General features: G+C 39.4%; 26 protein-coding genes and 1 pseudogene. 7 read left to right on the plus strand and 20 right to left on the minus strand.

Annotation, left to right across the window (positions count from 1 at the left end):
• Positions 1 to 42: 42 nt before the first annotated feature.
• A complete protein-coding gene (locus CER22_RS25750) occupies positions 43 to 771 on the minus strand; it encodes a pseudouridine synthase (RefSeq protein WP_001234944.1) in 729 nt (242 codons plus the stop codon).
• A 41-nt stretch (positions 772 to 812) separates the two neighbouring features.
• A complete protein-coding gene (locus tag CER22_RS25755) occupies positions 813 to 2,465 on the minus strand; it encodes a putative polysaccharide biosynthesis protein (RefSeq protein WP_001284033.1) in 1,653 nt (550 codons plus the stop codon).
• A gap of 294 nt (positions 2,466 to 2,759) precedes the next feature.
• Between CER22_RS25755 and CER22_RS25760 the strand changes: the two genes are divergently transcribed.
• Both CER22_RS25760 and CER22_RS25770 read left to right on the plus strand, forming a co-directional pair.
• The gene (locus tag CER22_RS25760) at positions 2,760 to 4,031 is read left to right on the plus strand and encodes an NAD(P)/FAD-dependent oxidoreductase (RefSeq protein ID WP_088609959.1); all 1,272 of its coding nucleotides are present in this window, start codon (positions 2,760 to 2,762) and stop codon (positions 4,029 to 4,031) included.
• 260 nt (positions 4,032 to 4,291) lie between these two features.
• Entirely contained in the window at positions 4,292 to 5,731 is a 1,440-nt protein-coding gene (locus CER22_RS25770) for an MDR family MFS transporter (protein WP_001228003.1), read from the plus strand.
• A gap of 32 nt (positions 5,732 to 5,763) precedes the next feature.
• On the opposite strand, the gene CER22_RS25775 is transcribed toward CER22_RS25770, so the two are convergent.
• Positions 5,764 to 6,087, minus strand: a complete 324-nt coding sequence (locus CER22_RS25775; protein WP_088609960.1) for an ArsR/SmtB family transcription factor — start codon at positions 6,085 to 6,087, stop codon at positions 5,764 to 5,766.
• A complete protein-coding gene (locus CER22_RS25780; protein ID WP_000437776.1) occupies positions 6,088 to 6,519 on the minus strand; it encodes an SRPBCC family protein in 432 nt (143 codons plus the stop codon).
• Positions 6,520 to 6,943: 424 nt separating this feature from the next.
• Here CER22_RS25780 and CER22_RS25790 point away from each other — a divergent pair, with 424 nt between their 5' ends.
• Complete coding sequence (locus tag CER22_RS25790) at positions 6,944 to 7,171, plus strand: DUF3973 domain-containing protein (protein ID WP_000498995.1); 228 nt, start codon at positions 6,944 to 6,946, stop codon at positions 7,169 to 7,171.
• A 34-nt stretch (positions 7,172 to 7,205) separates the two neighbouring features.
• Here the strand turns inward: CER22_RS25790 and CER22_RS25795 are convergent, their stop codons facing one another.
• Together CER22_RS25795 and CER22_RS25800 are read right to left on the minus strand one after the other, a co-directional pair.
• On the minus strand, positions 7,206 to 7,388 hold the full coding sequence (locus CER22_RS25795; protein WP_000621751.1) for a sporulation protein Cse60: 183 nt from the start codon (positions 7,386 to 7,388) through the stop codon (positions 7,206 to 7,208).
• Position 7,389: 1 nt separating this feature from the next.
• Positions 7,390 to 7,626, minus strand: coding sequence for a DUF2553 family protein (locus CER22_RS25800; RefSeq protein ID WP_000533808.1), 237 nt, complete (start codon positions 7,624 to 7,626; stop codon positions 7,390 to 7,392).
• Positions 7,627 to 7,881: 255 nt separating this feature from the next.
• Between CER22_RS25800 and CER22_RS25805 the strand changes: the two genes are divergently transcribed.
• Positions 7,882 to 8,376, plus strand: a complete 495-nt coding sequence (locus CER22_RS25805; protein ID WP_000451450.1) for a CarD family transcriptional regulator — start codon at positions 7,882 to 7,884, stop codon at positions 8,374 to 8,376.
• 73 nt (positions 8,377 to 8,449) lie between these two features.
• On the opposite strand, the gene CER22_RS25810 is transcribed toward CER22_RS25805, so the two are convergent.
• The 7 genes from CER22_RS25810 to moeA form a co-directional block, all read right to left on the minus strand.
• Complete coding sequence (locus CER22_RS25810) at positions 8,450 to 9,235, minus strand: glucose 1-dehydrogenase (RefSeq protein WP_000286669.1); 786 nt, start codon at positions 9,233 to 9,235, stop codon at positions 8,450 to 8,452.
• A 13-nt stretch (positions 9,236 to 9,248) separates the two neighbouring features.
• Positions 9,249 to 10,106: a glucose uptake protein GlcU gene (glcU, locus tag CER22_RS25815; protein ID WP_048540762.1), complete on the minus strand. Its 858-nt coding sequence runs from the start codon at positions 10,104 to 10,106 to the stop codon at positions 9,249 to 9,251.
• A gap of 36 nt (positions 10,107 to 10,142) precedes the next feature.
• Positions 10,143 to 10,562, minus strand: coding sequence for a DUF3888 domain-containing protein (locus CER22_RS25820; RefSeq protein ID WP_048540764.1), 420 nt, complete (start codon positions 10,560 to 10,562; stop codon positions 10,143 to 10,145).
• Between the two features lie 92 nt (positions 10,563 to 10,654).
• Positions 10,655 to 10,888 carry a molybdopterin converting factor subunit 1 gene (gene moaD / locus CER22_RS25825; RefSeq protein ID WP_088609961.1) on the minus strand — a complete coding sequence of 78 codons (234 nt, stop codon included), beginning with the start codon at positions 10,886 to 10,888 and terminating at the stop codon, positions 10,655 to 10,657.
• A 2-nt stretch (positions 10,889 to 10,890) separates the two neighbouring features.
• On the minus strand, positions 10,891 to 11,355 hold the full coding sequence (moaE, locus tag CER22_RS25830; protein WP_000185929.1) for a molybdopterin synthase catalytic subunit MoaE: 465 nt from the start codon (positions 11,353 to 11,355) through the stop codon (positions 10,891 to 10,893).
• Entirely contained in the window at positions 11,352 to 11,867 is a 516-nt protein-coding gene (gene mobB, locus CER22_RS25835; RefSeq protein ID WP_088609962.1) for a molybdopterin-guanine dinucleotide biosynthesis protein B, read from the minus strand. The genes moaE and mobB overlap by 4 nt, the downstream gene beginning before the upstream one ends.
• On the minus strand, positions 11,837 to 13,126 hold the full coding sequence (moeA, locus tag CER22_RS25840) for a molybdopterin molybdotransferase MoeA (protein ID WP_088609963.1): 1,290 nt from the start codon (positions 13,124 to 13,126) through the stop codon (positions 11,837 to 11,839). Before moeA ends, mobB begins: the two co-directional genes overlap by 31 nt.
• Positions 13,127 to 13,209: 83 nt before the next feature.
• On the opposite strand from moeA, the gene moaC reads away from it, so the two are divergent.
• Positions 13,210 to 13,695, plus strand: a complete 486-nt coding sequence (gene moaC, locus CER22_RS25845) for a cyclic pyranopterin monophosphate synthase MoaC (protein ID WP_000094144.1) — start codon at positions 13,210 to 13,212, stop codon at positions 13,693 to 13,695.
• Between the two features lie 37 nt (positions 13,696 to 13,732).
• On the opposite strand, the gene CER22_RS25850 is transcribed toward moaC, so the two are convergent.
• From CER22_RS25850 to CER22_RS25875, 6 genes are all read right to left on the minus strand, one after another.
• On the minus strand, positions 13,733 to 14,746 hold the full coding sequence (locus tag CER22_RS25850) for a molybdopterin-synthase adenylyltransferase MoeB (RefSeq protein WP_048540776.1): 1,014 nt from the start codon (positions 14,744 to 14,746) through the stop codon (positions 13,733 to 13,735).
• 16 nt (positions 14,747 to 14,762) lie between these two features.
• On the minus strand, positions 14,763 to 15,776 hold the full coding sequence (gene moaA, locus CER22_RS25855) for a GTP 3',8-cyclase MoaA (RefSeq protein ID WP_088609964.1): 1,014 nt from the start codon (positions 15,774 to 15,776) through the stop codon (positions 14,763 to 14,765).
• 172 nt (positions 15,777 to 15,948) lie between these two features.
• On the minus strand, positions 15,949 to 18,750 hold the full coding sequence (locus tag CER22_RS25860; RefSeq protein WP_088609965.1) for a BclA-related collagen-like exosporium protein: 2,802 nt from the start codon (positions 18,748 to 18,750) through the stop codon (positions 15,949 to 15,951).
• 121 nt (positions 18,751 to 18,871) lie between these two features.
• Complete coding sequence (locus CER22_RS25865) at positions 18,872 to 19,195, minus strand: hypothetical protein (protein ID WP_001110863.1); 324 nt, start codon at positions 19,193 to 19,195, stop codon at positions 18,872 to 18,874.
• 20 nt (positions 19,196 to 19,215) lie between these two features.
• Entirely contained in the window at positions 19,216 to 19,440 is a 225-nt protein-coding gene (locus CER22_RS25870) for a spore germination protein (RefSeq protein WP_000512461.1), read from the minus strand.
• Between the two features lie 77 nt (positions 19,441 to 19,517).
• Complete coding sequence (locus CER22_RS25875; RefSeq protein WP_000141210.1) at positions 19,518 to 19,823, minus strand: rhodanese-like domain-containing protein; 306 nt, start codon at positions 19,821 to 19,823, stop codon at positions 19,518 to 19,520.
• Positions 19,824 to 20,022: 199 nt separating this feature from the next.
• On the opposite strand from CER22_RS25875, the gene CER22_RS25880 reads away from it, so the two are divergent.
• A complete protein-coding gene (locus tag CER22_RS25880; RefSeq protein WP_000171896.1) occupies positions 20,023 to 20,205 on the plus strand; it encodes a hypothetical protein in 183 nt (60 codons plus the stop codon).
• Positions 20,206 to 20,254: 49 nt separating this feature from the next.
• Here CER22_RS25880 and CER22_RS25885 read toward each other — a convergent pair whose 3' ends face one another.
• Positions 20,255 to 21,379 (minus strand): alpha/beta fold hydrolase, encoded by a 1,125-nt coding sequence (locus tag CER22_RS25885; RefSeq protein WP_088609966.1) that lies wholly within the window; start codon positions 21,377 to 21,379, stop codon positions 20,255 to 20,257.
• Positions 21,380 to 21,534: 155 nt separating this feature from the next.
• Here CER22_RS25885 and CER22_RS25890 point away from each other — a divergent pair.
• Positions 21,535 to 21,864 (plus strand): annotated as a pseudogene (locus tag CER22_RS25890) (spore germination protein); the annotation flags it as partial.

Below are 21,864 nucleotides of genomic sequence, written 5' to 3' on the forward strand. Positions count from 1 at the left end.
CTAATTCGTTAGAAAGGGGTCTTTTCTGCGCCAAAAACAGCACTATTTTTCAGTATCTACTTGATATGTTTTTAACATTTCTACTTCTTCATCTGATAGCTCTCGGTATTGTCCAAGTTCTAGCTCTTCATCTAATACTAATGGTCCCATCTCTGTTCTCTTTAGGTAGACTACTTTTTTCCCTACCGCTTCAAACATACGCTTCACTTGATGGAACTTTCCTTCTGTAATTACAAGCTCGATTTCAGAAATCTCATCGCTTTTTAATATTGTAAGTGCACCTGGCTTTGTTTCATAGCCATCATCTAAAATAACACCTTTAGCAAACTCTTTTACATCCTCTTCTGTTACTACTCCTGCAACGTGTGCATAATATTTTTTCGGCACATGCTTTTTCGGAGATAACAATTGATGTGATAACTTCCCGTCATTTGTTATCAATAAGAAACCTTCCGTATCAATATCAAGTCGTCCAACTGGGAACGGATCAAAGATTGCATCTTCTAACTCTAATAAATCTATTACCGTTTCATGATTATCATCTTCTGTCGCTGAAATAACGCCTTGTGGTTTATGCAACATTAAATAAACAAACTCTTTATATTCCACAACTTCTCCGTGAATCATAACTTCTTGCTCTTCTACATTTACATGAACCTTCGCATCTTTCACTGGCGTTCCATCAATTTTTACAACGCCGTCTTTCAATAATTTCTTTACTTCTTTTCTACTTCCATATCCCATATTTGCTAATAATTTATCTAATCTCACGTTTTTCACCTTCTTTGTTTATCATAGAAAAGGGGACGTAATTACGCCCCTTTTGATTTCAACTTTATTTTGAATCTATTGCCAAGTTTACGTTGGATTTTCTCTAACGCTTCTCCGCCAAATACTCGTTCAAGTACTCCTGTGCGAATTGCTAACAATCCATACACAAGACCACCAATACCTGCACAAACCACAACTGTAATAAGAGCACCCATTCGGCCATCAGGTGAGATCATGAAGGACAGAGTCCATTGTGATAACTTTACAGCAATGACCATTACAAGTGTTAATACTGCAATTTGGAAAGTTCTCTTATATACAACACCAAATGAATAGTGTACATGTTTTTTGATTTGTCGATTCGTATACCATACGGAAGCTAAGAATCCGACTGCAGTTGCTAAAATCGCTCCAACTGTACCGAAATAACGAATAAAGATTACGTTACATACGAATTTCAAAATAACACCCATAATAAGCGCGACAATCGCATGTTTTTGTTGATTGATCCCTTGCAGAATTGCTGCTGTTACTGTAAATAAAGCGAATAACAACGCAACCGGTGCATACCACATTAATACTTGTCCACCTAGTGGATCTGAGTCATAGAACGCAGTATAAATTGGATATGCAAGTGTTGAAATACCGACAACTGCTGGCAATGTTAAGAACATATTTGCCTGGAATGTTTGTGTAATTTGTAACTTTAAATAGCGGTATTGTTTTTCAGTAAATGATTTTGTAATCGCTGGTACAAGCGTTAAACTAAACGCTGTTGCAAGCGATACAGGAATCATAATTAATTTATGCGTCCACATTGTGAAAATACCAAGCGCTCGCTCTGCGATATCACCTTGGCCAATCGCTTGCATAATTGAGTTAAATGTCAATGTATCAATTTGTTGATATAAAGGAATTGTTAACCCAATTACAACGTAAGGAATCGCATATGCAAATAATTCTTTAAATAATTGAACCGTACTCACTGTCGATTCTGGTACAGTTTGTTCAATTAAATATTGATCCAAATGTTTTTTACGTTTTAACCAGTACCAAATGAGTACACCGAGCGCTCCAACTGCTGAAACGAACGCAGCAAATGTCGCTACCCCAACTGCTGTTGCAACTGTACCGCCAAGTACTTTAATAACGATAAAACTACCCGCTAATAAAAAGACGATACGAATAATTTGTTCAATAATTTGCGAAACAGTAGTCGGTCCCATCGATTGGTGACCTTGGAAATAACCACGAATTAAACTCGCTGCTGGTACAACAATAAGTGCAAAACTTACAAGACGAATAATCGTCGTAACTTCTTCTACATTACTGTGTATACTTTGTTTACCAAGCATTGCTTCTGCAAACAGTGGCGCTGTCATGTATAGAACTAGGAACGAAAGAACTCCTGTTACTATCATCATAACCATTCCCGAACGGAACATTCTCCGGCTCGTTTTATAATCGCCAAGCGCATTATATTTGGAAACAAATTTGGAAACAGCAAGCGGCACCCCTGCCGTTGCAATACTTAAAAAGATCGTATATGGAATGTATCCATATGTATAGAGCGTTCCGCCTTCTGTACCTACTAATGCATGAAACGGAAAGACGTAAATCATGCCTAAGAACTTTACTAAAAATGTCCCTAACGTAACAATAAGCGTTCCGCGCAGAAATTTCGAATCGGACATACAAAAATCCTCCTACATCTACATAAAGTGAAACTTTAATCAGTGTGGGTGTTCTTCCCCACTGATTATTAGTTGAACTATTCGAGCATTTATGGGCTACCAAATTCCCTTTTTATTTCTCTTACATCTTAAGGTTTTTGTCTTATTGCCCACAAATAGCAGGATAGTGCTGAACTCTAACTTTTGTATTGTACCACAATTCTCTCCTTAAGCAGTACTTCACTCTATTTTTCTTTTAAGGGAAAACATGCTATTCTTTTAGGCAGGAAATGTAGAAAATGAGGTCGATATATTATGCATTATGATGTTATTGTCATCGGCGGCGGGCCTTCTGGGCTAATGGCTGCAATCGGTGCTGCAGAAGAAGGCGCAAGTGTCTTACTTCTTGATAAAGGAAATAAACTAGGGCGTAAACTTGCGATTTCTGGTGGTGGTCGTTGTAACGTAACGAACCGTCTACCACTTGATGAGATCGTTAAACATATACCAGGAAACGGTCGCTTCTTATACAGCGCTTTTTCTATTTTCAATAATGAAGATATTATTACATTCTTCGAAAAGCTTGGCGTGCAACTAAAAGAAGAAGATCATGGTCGCATGTTCCCTGTATCAAATAAAGCACAATCAGTAGTAGACGCACTTTTAACACGATTAAAAGACTTAGGTGTAAAAATCCGTACGAATACACCCGTTGAAACAATTGAATATGAGAACGGTCAAACGAAAGCAGTCGTACTGCAAACTGGCGAAGTGTTAGAAACGAATCATGTCGTTATCGCTGTTGGCGGAAAATCCGTTCCTCAAACTGGCTCTACTGGAGACGGATACGCTTGGGCTGAAAAAGCTGGGCATACAATTACAGAGCTATTCCCAACAGAAGTACCAATCCTTTCAAACGAACCATTTATTCGTGATCGCTCCTTACAAGGTCTTGCTTTACGCGATGTTAACTTAAGCGTATTAAACCCGAAAGGAAAAGCTATCATTTCTCACAAAATGGACATGCTCTTCACTCATTTCGGCCTATCTGGTCCTGCCGCTCTTCGTTGTAGCCAATTCGTCGTGAAAGCACTGAAAAAGTTTAAAACAAATACGATTCAAATGAGTATCGATGCATTGCCAGAAGAAAATAGTGAACAACTATTCCAGCGCATGCTGAAACAAATGAAAGAAGATCCGAAAAAAGGGATTAAAAATGTATTAAAAGGTTATGTTCCTGAACGTTACTTCCTATTCTTATTAGAAAAGAATGAAATTGATGGCAGCGAACAAGCTGGACAAGTTTCTCACGAGAAAATTCGTGCACTTGTGAAAGACTTTAAAGAGTTTACTGTGAATGTAAATGGTACGCAGTCAATTGAAAAAGCATTCGTTACTGGCGGCGGTGTATCCGTTAAAGAAATTAACCCGAAAGAAATGTCTTCTAAATTCACGAACGGCGTATATTTCTGCGGAGAAGTTCTTGATATTCATGGTTATACTGGCGGCTATAATATTACATCTGCTCTCGTTACTGGTAGAATTGCCGGAACAACGGCTGGAGAAAACTCGAAAATGCAATATTAAAAAAGAAACAGGGCTTCCTGTTTCTTTTTTTAGGTATATGAAATTATATCAGTGATTCTACAATTATATCGGCGATTCCTCGAATATATCAGCGTTTCTACAACATATATCGGCGTTTTCTTAAATATATCAACTTACCGACAAAGAACGACAAATATACGCTCCTCCTAACTTCCCATTGCTTTTTTGTTGCTTTATATACCTTAGTACCTTTATATTTTATATTGTTGAATATTTGAAAAAAGGTAAGGGGAAAAAATATGAGAAAAAAAGTCATGATGTCTTTAATGCTAATGACGTTTCTTTCTGCGGTAGAAGGAACGATTGTTAGTACAGCGATCCCTCGTATAACGAGTGATTTGTCAGGCGTCGAACTTGTTAGTTGGGTATATGCAATTTATATGCTTGCAACAGCTGTTTCGACTCCAATATACGGAAAGTTAGCTGATTTATTCGGCCGTAAAAAAGTTTTACTCATCGGAGCTACAATCTTCTTAATCGGTTCTGCGCTTTGCGGAGTCGTTACATCAATGGAACAATTAATCTTCTTCCGTGCTCTTCAAGGTATAGGTGCTGGTGCTGTTATGCCGATCACAATGACGATTATTGGAGACTTATATAGCGAAGCGAGAGACCGCGCGAAAGCACAAGGTTGGATGAGTGCCGTTTGGGGTGTATCGGGTGTTATCGGACCGTTAGTCGGTGGATTTTTAGTCGATTCTCTATCTTGGCGTTATATTTTCTTCTTAAACGTCCCATTTGGAATTATCGCTTGCTTAATGATCGCCATTTACTACAAAGAATCTATTAAGCCCGCTAAACACCATATCGACTATCTTGGTGCAACAGTCTTCTCATTAAGTACGATCGCTCTACTATATGCATTATTAACAGGTAGCAGTAAGCAAAACTGGGGCGACATAACAATTATCGGCCTATTAATCTTTGCCGTCGTTTCATTCATTATTTTCTTATTCATCGAGAAAAAATCTCCGGAACCATTAATTCCGCTAGCACTTTTCTCTAACCGTACATTATCTACAATAAACATATTAACGCTCATTGCTGGCGCAATGATCATTAGTATTACAATGTACCTTCCAATTTGGAGCCAAGGTGTATTAGGAAAAAATGCGACAGAAGCCGGACTTATTTTAATGCCAATCCCTGTTATGTGGACATTTGGCGCTATTTTCTCTGGTAACTTAGTAGGCAAATTAAAAACGAAACAAATCATTTTACTTGGAGCTAGCATTTTATCAGTCGCTACGTTCTTATTATTTACATTATCAACAAATTCACCATCGTTCCTTATCTATGTAGCAGTCGGATTATTCGGATTAGGAATGGGGCTTGTGACACCTATTTATATGGTAACAATTCAAGCAGCCGTACCAGCTCATACACGCGGAACAGCCGTTGGTTTAAACACATTTATTAATACATTTAGTCAAACGTTAGGTGCTGCAATCTTTGGCACAATCTTTAATACGATGATTCATGCACGCGGTATTCAAAACCTTGATCTTGTATCTGGTGGCGGACACGGAGGAACTACAGCAAACGTAGTAACCGAATCGCAAGAGGCATTAGCATCAAGTGTACACGTCATTTATATGAGTACTTTCGTATTAGCAGTATTTACACTAATTATCGCTTGGATTTTATTAAAACCAGCTACTCAAACAAGTGAGCAATAATAAAGAGGATGACCATTTTGGTCATCCTCTTTTTACTCTTCATTCTCCACAATATGTTTCAGTATAGATAATTTATTATCCCAAAAACGTTCATAATATGAGAGCCACTGTTGTAATTCCTCTAATGGTTCTGGATGCAAACGATATATCTTCTCTCTTCCGCTTTTTCTTCCGCTTACTAAATTCGCTTCCGAAAGAATATGAAGGTGCTTTACAACCGCAGTACGACTCATCGGAAAATGATCCGTTATTTTGGAAATCGGTAACTCTTTATCACTTAATAACCGTATTACTTCTCGGCGGGTTGGATCAGCAATTGCTTGAAATACATCATATTTCGCTGCTGATGAAGACACTTAGCCTTCAACAACCTTTTTCAGTTTTTCATTTACAATCGCTACCCAGCCGCCACTCATTCTATCGCGAATAATAGAGCTCTTCGCATTCGCTTTCGGAAGAATTTCATCAGGATGTTTCCAGCCGCCGTGAATTAACGTAAATTCTGTTTTATTATCTCCTAGGTCTTTCAGATTAAATGAAACGACCCAGCCATCTGTATCCCATGAGAAAGATAGATGGTTTGGTTCATCAATTTCTAACACTTTACATGGTGATGGGCCAAATGGTGATTGCACATGAAATTCATGTCCTACCTCTAATACAAAATCATTCGGCATAAACCATGACGCAATCCCTTCTGCAGTTGATACTACATTCCATACTTTTTGAATAGACGCGTTAAAAACGATCGTTTGTTTAATATCAGTTAATGTATTTTGTTGTTCCATTTTCATTCTCCTTTATTCGGCAATTAAATATAACACCTTTTGGTTATACTTTGATAATATAACACCTTTTAGTTTCATGTCAACGCTAGTTATTTTTTATTGTTGAGAAATTCTCAACATTTTTTCAACAGGACAAACACCCTCTGAGCATTCCCTCATAATATACTCACAAAGGCAATAAAAAATAAAAACTTCTCTCAACATGAAACTCCATCATTCATCTTGAAAGAAGTGCCTTACGTATATCATGCGTATTTCGTCTCTCCTCCTTCCCTCAGGGACACTACGCGAGATATGAAAAATCAGAAGGAATATGCCCACCATTTGAGTAGGTAGTTATTTCTCTTCTCCTCAACATTTCCTTAGGAGCGAAATGACTACCAACTCACTTTTTTCAAACAAAAATAAAAAGGGGATGAAAGCTATGTTCTATTGCATTAATTGCTCTGACATTCACCATGAAAAACATCCGAATGATAAAGTATTCAAAAACGGTTTTTATATCGATCCATTTTTAGGTGATCGTTATCACCTTGGTATGTGTACAGATGCCCAAAACCATGAAACAGGGGAGCCTCTTTTAGCGAAAAAGAAATTAGGCACAACTCAATCTATTATGAACGTATTACCGACACATGTTGTCCCAACATAAAACATAAAAAAGAGCTGGCTCACCCAGCTCTTTTTTATGCTTTATAAACGATCATTGCTGAAAAACAATAAATTTGGTTTTCGTCATCATTAATGGAAACACCGACTTGGTACTTAATATCTACAAAATTACTATCATCAATCTTTTTCAAAAAAACATTTACAGCGTCTTCTAAGTCTTTTTCGTGACTTTCATCAAACACTTTCACACGAATCATGTTAACACCATCCTAGATCGCAGCCCTCCGCCGCTTGATTATTGCCACGGTGCGTATCTATGATGCGATAAAATTTTCCGTCTTCATATATATATCCGTCTTCTAACACATATTGTTTACCTTCAGTATAGACATAAAACTTACCTATCATAAATTTACTCGTATATAATTCCAAATAATCCGGTCTAAATTTAGCTACAACTTTATTTGTAATATCAATTCTTATTGTGCGCCCCACCTTCTCTCCCTCCCTTGCAAAGAACGGATTTAGGTATATTGTATTAGCGATTTTACATTTTATGCTTAAAAATAAGTGGATATGCCTTCTTTCTTCGTCTGTACTATTTTTCAAAAAAATCATCAATAAATAAGAGCAAAAAAATATATAAAAAAAAAGAGTTTTTACTTATTGACTATAATATCAACATTATGGTATTATATAAAATTTGACATTTTCACTCACTTGTGCTATCATTAAAAGTGGTTACCACATATGGAGGTGGATGATTTGTTTCAAATTGGCGATAAAATCGTTTATCCAATGAACGGCGCAGGAGTCATCGAAGCCATTGAAGAGAAAGAAATATTAGGAACAACACGTCAATATTGTGTGATACGTATCATTAGTAAAGACATGCAAATAATGCTTCCTATGGATCAATTACAAAAATCAGGTATTCGTTATATCGTAGATAAAGGTACATTAGATGTTATACTTCTTGAATTTCAAAACGGGGAATCAGACACATCACTTTCCTGGAAACAGAGATATACAATGAATATGGAAAAAATGAAAAACGGCAATCTGCAAGATAGCGCAGAAGTTGTTCGCGATTTACTTCGTCGTAATAAAGAGAGAGCATTAAATGCGAGCGAAAAACAAATGCTAGATAATGCACGCAAAATGATGATTAGCGAAGTTGCACTTGTGCAAAATGTTTCTGAACATCAAGCAACAGAATTTCTTCAAGATACAATTAATCATTAAATTTAAAATAGCCGACCGCTATTTTTTTTTGCAGAAAAAAGGACAAAGAGATAAACCTCTTTGTCCTTTTATATTACCCGCGACCTGCTTGAAACGACGGGTATAAAGTCATTCCACCATCTGCAAATAACGTAATTCCAGTTACGTAACTCGCTTCTGATGAAGCGAGCCACGTTGCGACTGCTGCAATTTCTTCCGGCTTTCCAATGTAGCCCATCGGTATCATACTTTCTACGTCAGCACGTTTTTTAGGATCAGCAAACTTTTCTGCATTAATTGGCGTATTTATTGCACCTGGCCCAATATTATTTACTCGAATACCTTTTGGTGCATATTCTAACGCTAACGTTTCTGTCATCAGTTTAATACCACCCTTACTCGCCGCATAGTGCACGAATAGTGGCCACGGAATTTTCTCATGAACACTCGACATATTAATAACAGAACCTTTAATATCATGTTCTACAAAATATTTAATCGCTTCACGGCTTCCTAAAAAAGCACCTGTTAAATTTGTATTGATTACTTTATTCCAATCCTCTAACGGCATTTCATGCGACGGGACCGCGTTTTCTATCCCTGCATTATTAATCATAACGTCAAGCGTACCAAACTCTTTCACAGCAGATTGAATGAGGTTCACAACATCAGATTCAACTGTCACATCACCTTTTACAGCAATCGCTTCTCCGCCTACTTTTTTTATTTCTTCTAATACATCATGCGCTTCTGACTCTCGTGAGCGATAGTTAATTACTACTTTTGCTTTCTCCTTAGCAAACCGTACTCCCATCGCTCTTCCAAGACCAGTTGCTGATCCTGTAATAACGACAACTTTTCCTGCTAAATCACTATACATTTCAATACCCCCTTTAACTTTTTGCAACACCTAACATTATTCCGGCTGCGATAATAAAAACGATACCGACAACAATCCCCGTTAATTGGCGTTTCGTTTTTCTTTCACCTAATATAAGAATCCCGCCAAGCGTTGAAATAATAATTCCCATTTGCGATAGCGAAAAACTTGTTGCCACTCCAACACGCGGCTGCGAAATGAATAAAAACATATTTCCAGCTGCCCAAATTAATCCTGGGATAATATTTCTTAGTGCATATTTATTAAATGGATGATGTTTAAACGTAAGCAAAACGCCCCCTAACACCATACCAACTGCTTGTGGCAATAAAGCTGACCAACCATCTACGTTAAATAGCCTAATCACTACTACGTAAACTAAATAACCGACTGTTGAAATCAATAAAATGATAATGCCCCTTTTAAAATTCCCGGCCTGCTCTGCACTCTTTTCTTCTTCACTTTGAAGTGATGTTAAAATAACACCGATAATAATACAAACGAGAGCCAAAACACCAAGGACGACTGATATAGTCGTGGACCACTCATGAAATACGATGACTCCAAATAAAGTCGTCGCAACTAATTGCAGTCCTGTTGAAATGGGCATCGTTCTCGAAACGCCCATTAAATCAATACTTTTTAATTGATTCGCCTGACCAAGTGCCCAAAATAAACCTGACACAATTCCAACTCCAATAACAGTAGGAGTTAATACTGGCTTCATAAAAATATAAACAACAATCGAGAAAATAAGTGCCCCAAACGTTGTACCGAGCGTTTGACTATACGGTCCCCCGCCCAGTTTCACGTTAAATAGCACAATACTTCCCCAAAATATAGCCGGTAAAATCGCTAAAAGTATGTCCATCGCTCATTACCTTTCTTTACTAAATGTCATAAGTTATCACTCTGAATCATTAGAGTGAGCTTTTATTTTTTCTTTTTCCCGTTCACAAACTTTTTCTGCAATAGCACCAGAAACATTCTTTTCTCGCTCCACCTTCTTTATTTTTACGTGATCTAAATAATCTTCCAAAATAAGTGTAACTTTATCATTCGGCGGATTATGTGCACCTTGGAACGTAAGAAATTGTAGCGTAATTTCAAATCTAGGAACGAACTCACCGTTCTTACCGAGACGTTTTATATTTATAACGGAAGCACATTCATACTGATCTTCTGTCACTTGTCTAATAACTGAATAGTACCTATTTGATAATGCACTCTCTAACAGCTGCTCCCTCGATTCTTTCGCAAAAGAATCACTTGGAGAAGAGAAAAAGATTGCACATAGCATTGTAATAACTACACATATTTTTTTCATAACACCCTCCTTGTTCTATAAGTTAGTGTTCGCAAAACTTCCATAAAAAAACGACTTCCCTATGTAGGAAAGTCGTTTTAATGAATCCAATATTAACCACCGCTCACTGGTGGGATTAGTGCAACAACATCACCATCTCGGATCGTATCATCTTCATTCGCATATTCTTCATTAATTGCAACCATAATTGGCGCTGAAACTGGTACATTATATTCTCTGGCAACAACAGCTTTTAACTCTGCAACCGTAATATTTTCTTTCTCTATTTGTAATTCACTTGTTCCTGCTTCTTCTTGCAAGTGCGCAAATAATAATACTCGAATCATACTTATAGCTCCTTCCCAGGCTCTCCCGCCGGATATGGCGTTTTTTCTAATTGATCACCAATCCATGAGTCTCCATCTTCCCAAAACTCCTTTTTCCAAATCGGAACAATTTGTTTTATGCGTTCCATAATGTATTCATTCGCCTCATAGGCCGCTTTACGATGCGGTGTTGAAACAGCAACAACAACCGCGATATCAGAAATTTGCAGTGTACCGATGCGATGTGTAATTGCAACGTGTGTACCTGGCCACTTCTCTTTCACTTCTGAACCAATTTTCTCTAGCATCTTTTCTGCCATCGTTTTGTAAGCGACGTATTCTAAGTATAATGTACGACGCCCTTTCGTAAACTCCCTAACCGTTCCAATAAATGTTGTAACAGCACCGCATTCGCGGCGAATAACCTTCTTTGCTACCTCTTCAATCGAGATTTCTGTATCAATTACTTCATAATACGTATTTGTCATTTCGTACTCCTTACCGTTTGTATAAACCAGTCTATATACAACTCTTCTTCTGTTATATGAAATACTTTATATTCTTCTCGTAAGTTTGCAGGTGCATCATGCCACGTAATAACCGCTACTATATTTTCTACTTTATGTAAAAGTTCAACGTCTTCCGCAGAACGAAGTAATACTACTTTCGGATAGCTCTCTTTTTTATAGCCCTCTATTAAAATTGTATCCACTTCAAAAAACTCATATAAGCGAATAATTTCTTGCAAGGACCATTCCTCTCTTAATGACGACAGTGAAAGTAATCCAGCGCCTTCTACACTACTGACAACAGCCCCAGCCTTTCGGTGCCTTTCACTATCTTTTTGCGCTACTTCTGGAAAACCTCCGTGCCCGTGATGCTTAATTGTAGAAACTTTCATTTTTCGTTCAGCTAATGCATATACAATTTTCTCAATAAGCGTTGTTTTTCCGCTATTTTGATATCCTACTATTTGTAAGATTGAAGGGGCTTTGCCCATGGCCAATCACATCCCTCGTCGTGCTCTAACAATAATACAGATACTTTCATCCCTGCCTCAAATCCTCTCGTTCCTCCAGGCAACACAATAAAAGCATTCGCATCGGCGAGTGAAGAGACCGCACTCGATTTATCTAAACCGACCGGCATCGCTTGTAATGCCCCGTCCACGATTGTCACGTTTGCTCTTACAAAACGAGTAAACGGATTTGGCTTCGGAAAATCTTTTTGTAAAATAGCATCTGCTCTATATACGTGGGGTTCTTTCGCATACAAATATGTTTTTATAACCGGATGCACAAATAGCTCAAAGCCTACGTAGCAAGCTGACGGATTTCCTGATAAACCGAAAAGTAACTTTCCATCAACTTCAGCTACTGTCGTTACACTTCCTGGTCTCATCGCTATTTTATTAAAGAGTACATTCGCCTGTAATCTTTCATAAATAGCTGGCAAGTAGTCATAATCTCCTACCGACACACCGCCTGTTGTAATTAAAATATCAACCTCATTCATCGCTGATTGAACAGCTGCAAAGCATGCATCTAACTCGTCAGCAAGTTGGCCATAATAACGCACTTTCCCTCCGACTTTCATAATTTGAGCGGCAATCATATACGAGTTACTATTTCTAATTTTCCCCGGCTGTAACGACTCGTGTACCTCTAACAGTTCACTTCCTGTCGTCACAATACCAACAACAGGCTGTTTTACAACCTTCACAGTACTATATCCAAACGTCGCTAATAAGGCGGCAACACCTGGATTAATTGCAACACCTTTCTGAACGAGAACTTGATTTTTCTTTATATCTTCTCCTTTAAATGACACATTGTCACCACTATGAAAAGGACGCTTTACCTTCATATATGTTTTTCCGTTCTTCTCAAAACCTTCCGTCAACTCTAGCATTACGACTGCATTACAATCCTCTGGAATAGCTGCTCCTGTCATAATACGAACCGCCTGAAAATGTCCTACTTCTTCTGTAAAAACAGATCCTGCCCCGATTTCTCCTATTACTTCAAACTCAATCGCATTCTCTTGATTTGCTTCTTTCGTATCTTCTGCTCGAATCGCGAAACCATCGTAAGGAGAACGATCGAAATGAGGAACGTCATGATCAGAGATAACATCCTCCCCAAGAATTCTCCCGTAACTTTCCGTAATAGAAACCTCTTCTACTTCACCATTTTTCGCATATTCCATTACTCTCTCTACTGCCTCAGCAACTTGAATTGGAATTCGTTTTTCTATCATCGTTTCTCACCTCATATTTGCAATTTTTTTTATCTCGATTAAACTTTATATATTAAATAAAAATTACTTCAAGGAGGAATTCCATGTCTTCATTCACACACTTTAATGACCAAGGACGCGCGAAGATGGTTGATATAAGTGACAAAAAAGCAACCGTTCGAACAGCAATTGCGTGCTCTAGCATTGTCGTTACAAAAGAAATTTACGATAAAATCTCTCACAATGAAATTGGGAAAGGTGACGTATTAGCAGTTGCACAAATCGCAGGTATTATGGCTGCGAAACGCACTTCTGATATTATCCCAATGTGCCATCCTTTATTATTAAAAGGTGTTGACGTTTCTTTCGATTGGAAACAATCCGAAGAACAATATCGATTACTTATTGAAGTAAAAGTTAAAACAGAAGGTAGCACCGGTGTTGAAATGGAAGCTTTAACAGCCGCTTCCGCTACAGCTCTTACTGTGTACGATATGTGCAAAGCTGTTGATAAAGGTATGATTATTGGCGAAACTTACTTATTTGAAAAAACAGGTGGAAAAAGTGGAGATTATACGAGAAAGTCTTAATCTTCTTTCCGTTGAACCTAAAGGGCTCCCTTTAGGTTCAACCTATATATCTTGCATATAAGCGTTTTGCTATATTTATATCATTCGTCCCATGAATGAACGCCCTGCCATCTGTAAATAAAACAAAACGAAATTCCTCCACCGGAAATGATAATAAATACGGAGTAGCTTTTACATCCACACTTCTTTGTAAGCGCTTTTTAATTTCTTCTAAATTAAATTCATTCCGCACACCTGGACGGATTTGTACTGTATTTCGGCCACATAACACTTCTGTTTTTGTTTGTGCTTCAAATGTTAAACTCGGATATGTACGTAATCTTCCGCAAGATAAACATGTGTCTTTTTTCTGCCTATTCACTTTAAATGCCATCTGTTGATTATTCCAAAGATCAAACGATAACATCGTTTCGCGAAGTGCCCCATAGTCTTCTACTAATATTTTCAGCGCTTCCGTTATTTGATGCGCAACTACTAATTGTACTGCCGGCTGTATAATACCAGCCGTATCACATGTTGCCCCGCTCGCTGGATGTTCCATTAAACAGCGGAAACACGGTGTTTTTCCTGGTAAAATTGTATACGTTACTCCGTAGCTTCCGACACAACCACCATATATCCACGGAATATTATACTTTTGTGAAATATCATTAATAAGAAGACGCGTTTCAAAATTATCTGTCGCATCTAATATTAAATCTACATCATTCACTAGCTCTTCCATTTCTTGCACTGTTACATCAGTCACAACCGGATTTATTTTCACCTCAGAATTAATCGCTTGTAAATGCTCTGCTGCTGCTACCGCCTTTGGTTTATATTGCTTTGCATCTTCTTCTGTATATAATTGTTGCCTTTGTAAATTACTCCATTCTACATAATCACGATCCGCAATTGTTATTTTGCCAACACCTGCTCTAACAATTGCTTCTGCATTCGCTGCCCCGAGAGCACCAGCGCCGATAATAAGCACATGCTTCTCTCTAATTTTTCTCTGACCTTCTTCTCCAACACCAGAAAATAATATTTGTCTTGAATATCGCTCCTGCATACGATAGCCCCCTTTCTTATCCTCCTATATAAGACATTTCAATTTTCGGACGATTCTTTGCACTTTCTTCTGTCCGTTCATCCGAATACCTGTCTTTTCTATTCATCCATACATCTTGTATAACGCTTACTAACTCATTATCCGAAAGATTTCCTCTAAGAAGTTCCCTTACATCCAATCCTTCTGTCGCAAATAAGCAAGTATAAAACTTTCCATCTGCCGAAATTCTTGCTCTCGTACAAGAGGAACAAAATGACTCTGAAACAGAAGTAATAAAACCGACTTCGATATTTGTTCCAACGTAACGATATCGCTTCGCAACTTCACCGAAATAATGCGCTTCAGCTGGCTCAAGTGGATACACACTATGAATCATTTCAATTAATTCTTGCTTTGTAACGACTTGATCAAAGTTCCATCCATTTGTACTACCAACATCCATAAACTCAATAAACCTAAGTGTGATTCCTTGCTCTTTAAAATAAGCAGCCATCGGAAGTACTTGATGTTCATTCATCCCTTTTTTCACAACCATATTTACCTTTACATCAAGCCCGGCCTCTTTTGCAGCCATAATTCCCTTTATAACAGGTTTCGTATTGATATTCCGGCCATTAATGTCCTTAAATACATCGTCATCTATTGCATCCAAACTAACATTTACTCTATGTAATCCAGCTTCTTTTAATGCTTTTGCTTGTTTCGTTAAATGAATTGCATTTGTCGTTAACCCTATATCTACTAACCCTTCAATTTTCACGAGACGAGCAATAAGTTTTGTTAAATCTTTACGCAGTAGTGGCTCGCCACCAGTAAGTCTAATTTTTCGTACACCGATGCTAACAAATAGTTTTGCCAAACGCTCAATTTCATCAAACGTCAGTAAAAACTCATCTTTCAAAAAAGCATAATCTGGCCCAAAAACTTCCGCTGGCATACAATATGTACATCTAAAATTGCAACGATCAATGACAGATATGCGCAAATCTTGAAGTGGGCGTCCAAAAAAATCTGTAACCATCTCCTGCATCGCCACCCTCCCTTTCTGTCAAATTTCTCTCTTTTCATTCTATTATAATATATTTTCGAACTGCGATGTTTTTGCTTAAGTGAATAAAGTGAAACTTTCCTAACCAATTAGACTACCTACAAATAACAGGATAAAAAACCTTGAAGCATAAAAGCCCAAGGTTTTCTTCCTATTAACTTAGTCTAATAATAGTTAGAGTAGCTCCTGGCGTTGCCGTAGATAATGTAGCTATTGCAACTAATCCAAATAACTGCAGACTAATGGCAGCTCCAGCAGGTAAATTAGCAATTATTGTCGCATTAAATGAACCTGTAGCTATTGCTGGTGAATTTATTGTTCCTGCAAGCGGACTGCCATTTACAGTTATACGAGAACTTACAAGTAAAGAGGCTGTTAAATTTATTGTATAAGCTATATAGTAATTCCCCGCATTCGCAACCGTAAATACGGTATTTCCTCCGCTAACGGTAATTCCTGGTCCAATATTTTGATTGTTCGGTAATGGTACATTTGTACCACCTAATAAAACGGAAATAGCGGTTCCTGATGTATTATTCGCAAATGCATACGTTGCAGTTGTACTAACTCCGGTCACACCCGTTGCTCCAGTGGACCCGGTTGCTCCAGCTCCAGTTGGACCGGTTGGACCTTGGATCCCTTGCGAACCGGTTGGACCTGTGTCCCCTGTTGGGCCTTGTGAACCTGTTGCTCCAGTGGATCCCGTTGGGCCTTGGATTCCTTGTGGACCTTGAATTCCTTGTGGACCTTGTGAACCAGTAGCTCCCGTATCCCCTGTCGGGCCTTGTGGACCTTGCAACCCTTGCACGCCTTGCGGACCGGTTGGACCTATTTCTCCTTGAACACCTTGAATTCCTGTTGGGCCTTGTGGACCGGTCGGCCCCTGCACTCCTTGGATTCCTTGAATTCCCTGTGGACCTTGTGCTCCTGTTGCTCCTGTCGCACCTTGAATCCCTTGTGAGCCTTGATCTCCTTGTACTCCTTGTGGACCGGTTGGGCCTTGGATTCCTTGCGGGCCCTGGGTTCCTTGTGAGCCTTGATCTCCCGTTGCTCCCGTTACTCCTTGTATCCCTTGGGGACCTTGAACACCTTGCGGACCGGTTGGACCTATTTCTCCTTGAACACCTTGAATTCCTTGGGGTCCCTGTAAGCCCGTCACACCAGTTGCTCCTGTTTCTCCTGTCGCTCCTGTCACTCCAGTTGAGCCTGTCGCACCGGTATCTCCAGTTGCTCCTGTCACACCGGTTGCTCCTGTTGGTCCAGGTGGTCCACCGGATGGACCTGTCACTCCTGTCGGACCTGATGGCCCCGTTGGACCACTCGGTCCTGCTGGTCCTCCAGAAGGACCAGTTACCCCTGTTGGACCGGTTACTCCTGTCGGGCCTGTAGTTCCTTCCCCTGTCGCTCCGGTTACACCCGTATCTCCTGTTACTCCGGTTGGACCTTGCCCCCCTTGAATTCCCTGTGGCCCCTGCACTCCTTGCGCACCCGTTGGACCTTGAATTCCTTGAATACCTTGCACGCCCTGTGTTCCCATTGGACCTGTTGGGCCTATTTCCCCTTGAGTACCTTGCACTCCTTGCGGGCCCTCTGGACCTGTTGCACCTATATTCCCTTGTACACCTTGAATTCCAGTTGCTCCTTGTGCTCCTGTTGCTCCTGTTACACCTTGAATCCCTTGTATTCCCTGTATTCCTTGTGGGCCTTCTGGTCCTGTTGTTCCTACTGGCCCCTGAATTCCTTGTATTCCTTGTGGGCCCTCTGGACCTGTTGCTCCAGCTGGTCCTGGCACTCCTTGTATTCCTTGCGGACCTTGAAGTCCTTCTGGGCCTTCTGGGCCTGTTGCTCCTATATCACCCATCGTACCTTGTATTCCTTGAACTCCTTGTGGGCCCGTTTCTCCTGTTGGACCCGGTACTCCTTGTATTCCTTGTGGACCTTGATCTCCTGTTGCTCCTGTTACACCTTGAGGCCCTATAGCTCCCTGTATACCTTGTGGACCTTGATCTCCTGTTGCTCCCGTTATCCCTTGAATTCCCTGAACTCCTTGTATTCCTTGTTCACCAGTTACGCCCGTCGGACCCGGAATACCTTGAATACCTTGCGGACCTTCTGGACCTGTTGGTCCAATTGGCCCTTGAATCCCTTGTATTCCTTGCAATCCCTGTGCTCCTGTTTCTCCTGTACTTCCAGTCGGTCCTGTATTTCCCGTTACTCCAGTTACACCTGTACTTCCTGTTACCCCTGTATTTCCCGTCGCTCCCGTCGCACCTGTACTTCCACTCGGTCCACCTCCTGGACCTGTCGCACCAGTTGCCCCCGTCGGACCTGGTGGTCCTCCAGATGGACCCGTTATCCCTGTTGGACCTGTTATTCCAGTTGGGCCTGTAACCCCTTGACCAGTTGCTCCTGTTGTCCCCGCACTTCCACTCGGTCCTTGTGCCCCTTGTATCCCTTGTGCCCCTTGTATTCCTTGTGGACCTGTTGCACCTGGTACCCCTTGCACACCTTGAATTCCTTGAGGTCCCTCAGGTCCAGTCGCTCCAATCGGACCTTGTAACCCCTGTATCCCCTGTATACCTTGTGCCCCAGTCGCTCCTGTTGGACCAATCGGACCTTGCAACCCTTGCACTCCTTCTGGTCCTGTCGCTCCTGTAGCTCCCTGTGCTCCCCTCAATCCTTGCGGCCCCTGCTGTCCTTCTGGTCCTGTTGCACCTATTGGTCCAACTGGTCCTTGTATCCCTTGCACACCTTGAGGTCCTGTCGGGCCCATCTCCCCCATCGGACCTTGTAATCCTCTTGGTCCTTGAGGGCCAGTCGGACCTTGGGGACCGGTTGGGCCAGTAATCCCAATGCCAGTAAATCCCGTTGGAACGGGTGGAAAGGTAGGACCAATAAGATTTGGTGAAATTCTGAAATTAGAGTTTAATGAATGTTTTTTATCGCGCTCTCTCACACTTTCACCACCTGCACACCATCTTTTTTACATTAAACAAACCTCTTCTTCTTAATATGTATTTACAAAAACAAACTCAAAGACTATTTTTATTTGAAATAATAAAAACTCCCTTAAATCCTTAAGGGAGTCCAGCAATTGAATCCATATTATCTGTATTAGGGACAGCTTGTGCTATACTCGATGCATTTACACTTTGCCCCATATTTGTTCCTGTTACAGTACCGGCAGGAGTGCCTCTTGTATATGTTGTCGTCACCGAATCACCCGGCTGTAAACAAAGCTTCGTCTCCGTCCCTATTACTGTAACAACGTCGATCCAAGTGCACCCCATTGAGCCACTATACGATTTCGTAGCAGTAAATGACGTATCACTCAAATTATCACCAGTAAATATATTCCCAGTGTTATTCACAATAACAAACTCTTTTATATGAGCAGGCATAATTACACTCTACCTTTCCTCTATGAACCTAATGTACGTGTACTCGTTGCTAATGGCGGAAGAAATACTGATGTTCGAATCACCGCTTCTGGCTGCCTTTTCCCATTTAAAAAAATAGCCGCACTCGATCCTCCAGCACCTGCATATATTTTTGCTACAGCTAAAGGTGAGATATCATAACAGTCACCGACATTAACAGCCCCTGTATTATTAATAATTTTTACTTTCCGCAAGTTAATCCCCATTTACCTATCCCCCTTTTGTACACTGTATGCAAAAGAAAAAAACTTGAAACAAACACGTTTCAAGTTTTTTTAGCTACTTATTTCGTTTCACCTTCATATTGAAGCATACCGCCAACCATGTTCATTGTTTTAAATCCTTGCTCATTTAAATAATGGCATACATTTTCACTGCGCATTCCCGAGCGACAAATAAAGATATATTCATTCTCTTTATCAAAGAAATCTACTTTATTTGGGATATCACCCATTTTAATATGTACAGCTTCTGGAATTTTCCCTGCCGCTACTTCTTCATCTTCCCTTACGTCTACTAAAAATAACGTTTCTCCATTTTCTAAACGCTCTTGCACTTCTTCTGTAGTAATTGTTTTAACTTCTGTCATATGTCGTTCCTCCTTATATACAATAAAACCTTTAGTCTCTTCCTTAAACAAGCATATCTAGTCAATTTTAGCATGCGAAAGAAAGAACGCAAAGAATGGAAATTTTATTTCTCAATTTTCTCGCAAAACTTATTCTTTACAAACATAACTCGTGCATTGTATCCTCAATATACTTGTTTTATGAAAGGAGCCAATGAAAATGACACTTTTTCTTTTCATTACGGGCATCATTTTCTTAATCGCCGCAATTATTGCACTTAGTATGAAGAATAATAAAAAGATAAAATCACCACAAGAAATGTCATTCTTATTTCTATTGCTTAGTATCGCATTCTTCGGTATAGCAATTGCCACATATATTTTCCGTCTACAAATCATGTAAAAAAAGGTGCCTACTACATATATCGCACCTTTTTCACACCATTTATTTTCTACACCAAACTAGATACTCTCCGATTTAAAAATTCATAAACTTTCTTTTCAAATAAATGAATATCAAATGCTCCTGCCATATGCCCATTTATACTTTCTATCTCATAAACTTCCGCATACTTCCCTTGTTTTTGCAAAATGTCTACCATTTTATAATTATAACGTGACGGCTGAAGCAAATCTTGTTTGCACGGAATCATAAGTACATTTGCTTCTATGTTAGAAAGCGCCTCTTCTAAAGACGAAAATCCATGCGCAATATCATGTAATAAAACTGCTTTCGCAGTGTATATCCACGAATTTGCATCTACTAATTCTATACTTCTATATGTCACTTTATTTATTTCTTTCTCAAATGATGTTAATGCAACAAATGTTCCATAAGGTTCTTTCTCTACACTATTACGAGGGAATGTCGTTTCATAAAAATGCTCATCAAATGCGTTCATAAACATCATTCTATTTGCTAAATGAAGTCCCTTCATTGGCTGCTCTTCTCCATATTTTCCGCCCTTCCAACTTGGATCCAGTTGAATAGCCTCAATTGCATTTTGCGCTACATTTACCGACGTAATAATTGGATTTTGCGGGTTCGTAATAACACCAATCATCCGCTCTACCATATGAGGATAATGAACAGCCCATTGCTGCGCAATCATCCCACCAGCTGACGGTCCCATTACAGCATGTAACCTTGAGATTCCCATATCTTTTATTAACTCATATTGCACACGAGCTACATCAAGAAATGTAAAAACCGGAAAATCCATCGCATATTCATCTCCAGTTTTCGGATGAATCGATTTCGGTCCCGTTGTAAACACATAAGGGTTCTTAACCTGCACATTACAAAGATTATCAGTACATATAACAAAATATTTATTTGTATCAACTGCTTTTCCCGGTCCAATTAAACCATCCCACCAACCAGACTCCTCATCATGCGCTGTATATTTCCCTGCCGCGTGACTCGTTGCACTAAAATAATGGCATACCAAAATCGCATTTGACCTTTCTCTATTTAAAGTACCATACGTCTCATACCCCATTTGAACAGGAATTCCCCTACCATTTTCAAACGTAAACTCTCTTAAAAAAAACTTTTCCTTTTTTACAAATTGCACAGACTCGCCCTCTTCCCGCCATAGTATGAACTGCTGCTTACTAAAGGATTTTTTCTATGCAAACTAATCTCCTCCTTCTTTTCATAAATAAATGAATAATATACAAAATTAGCCACAAAATAGCATTATATTACACAATCAAAGAGGGCATACATATGATTTGGAATTGGCTACGTAAGAAAAAAAAATCAAATACGACAGAGAAAAACGAAACAGATAACTCGGAGCAACACCCTAACAACCAAGAGAATGATAACAAAGAACAGACTAGAAGTATGAAACATAATAAAGATAGCAATAGCGAGCAAAAAAAAGAGGAACACAAAGAGCCTTCTCAGGATCAGCAGCAACAACATTCTAAACAAAACGACTCAGATCAGAATCAACAACAACATTCTAAACAAGATGACTCAGATCAAAATCAACAACAAAACTCTAAACAAAACGACTCAGATCAGAATCAACAACAAAACTCTAAACAAAAC

Source organism: Bacillus sp. K2I17 (assembly GCF_002209985.1).
GTDB classification, from domain to species: Bacteria; Bacillota; Bacilli; order Bacillales; family Bacillaceae_G; genus Bacillus_A; species Bacillus_A wiedmannii.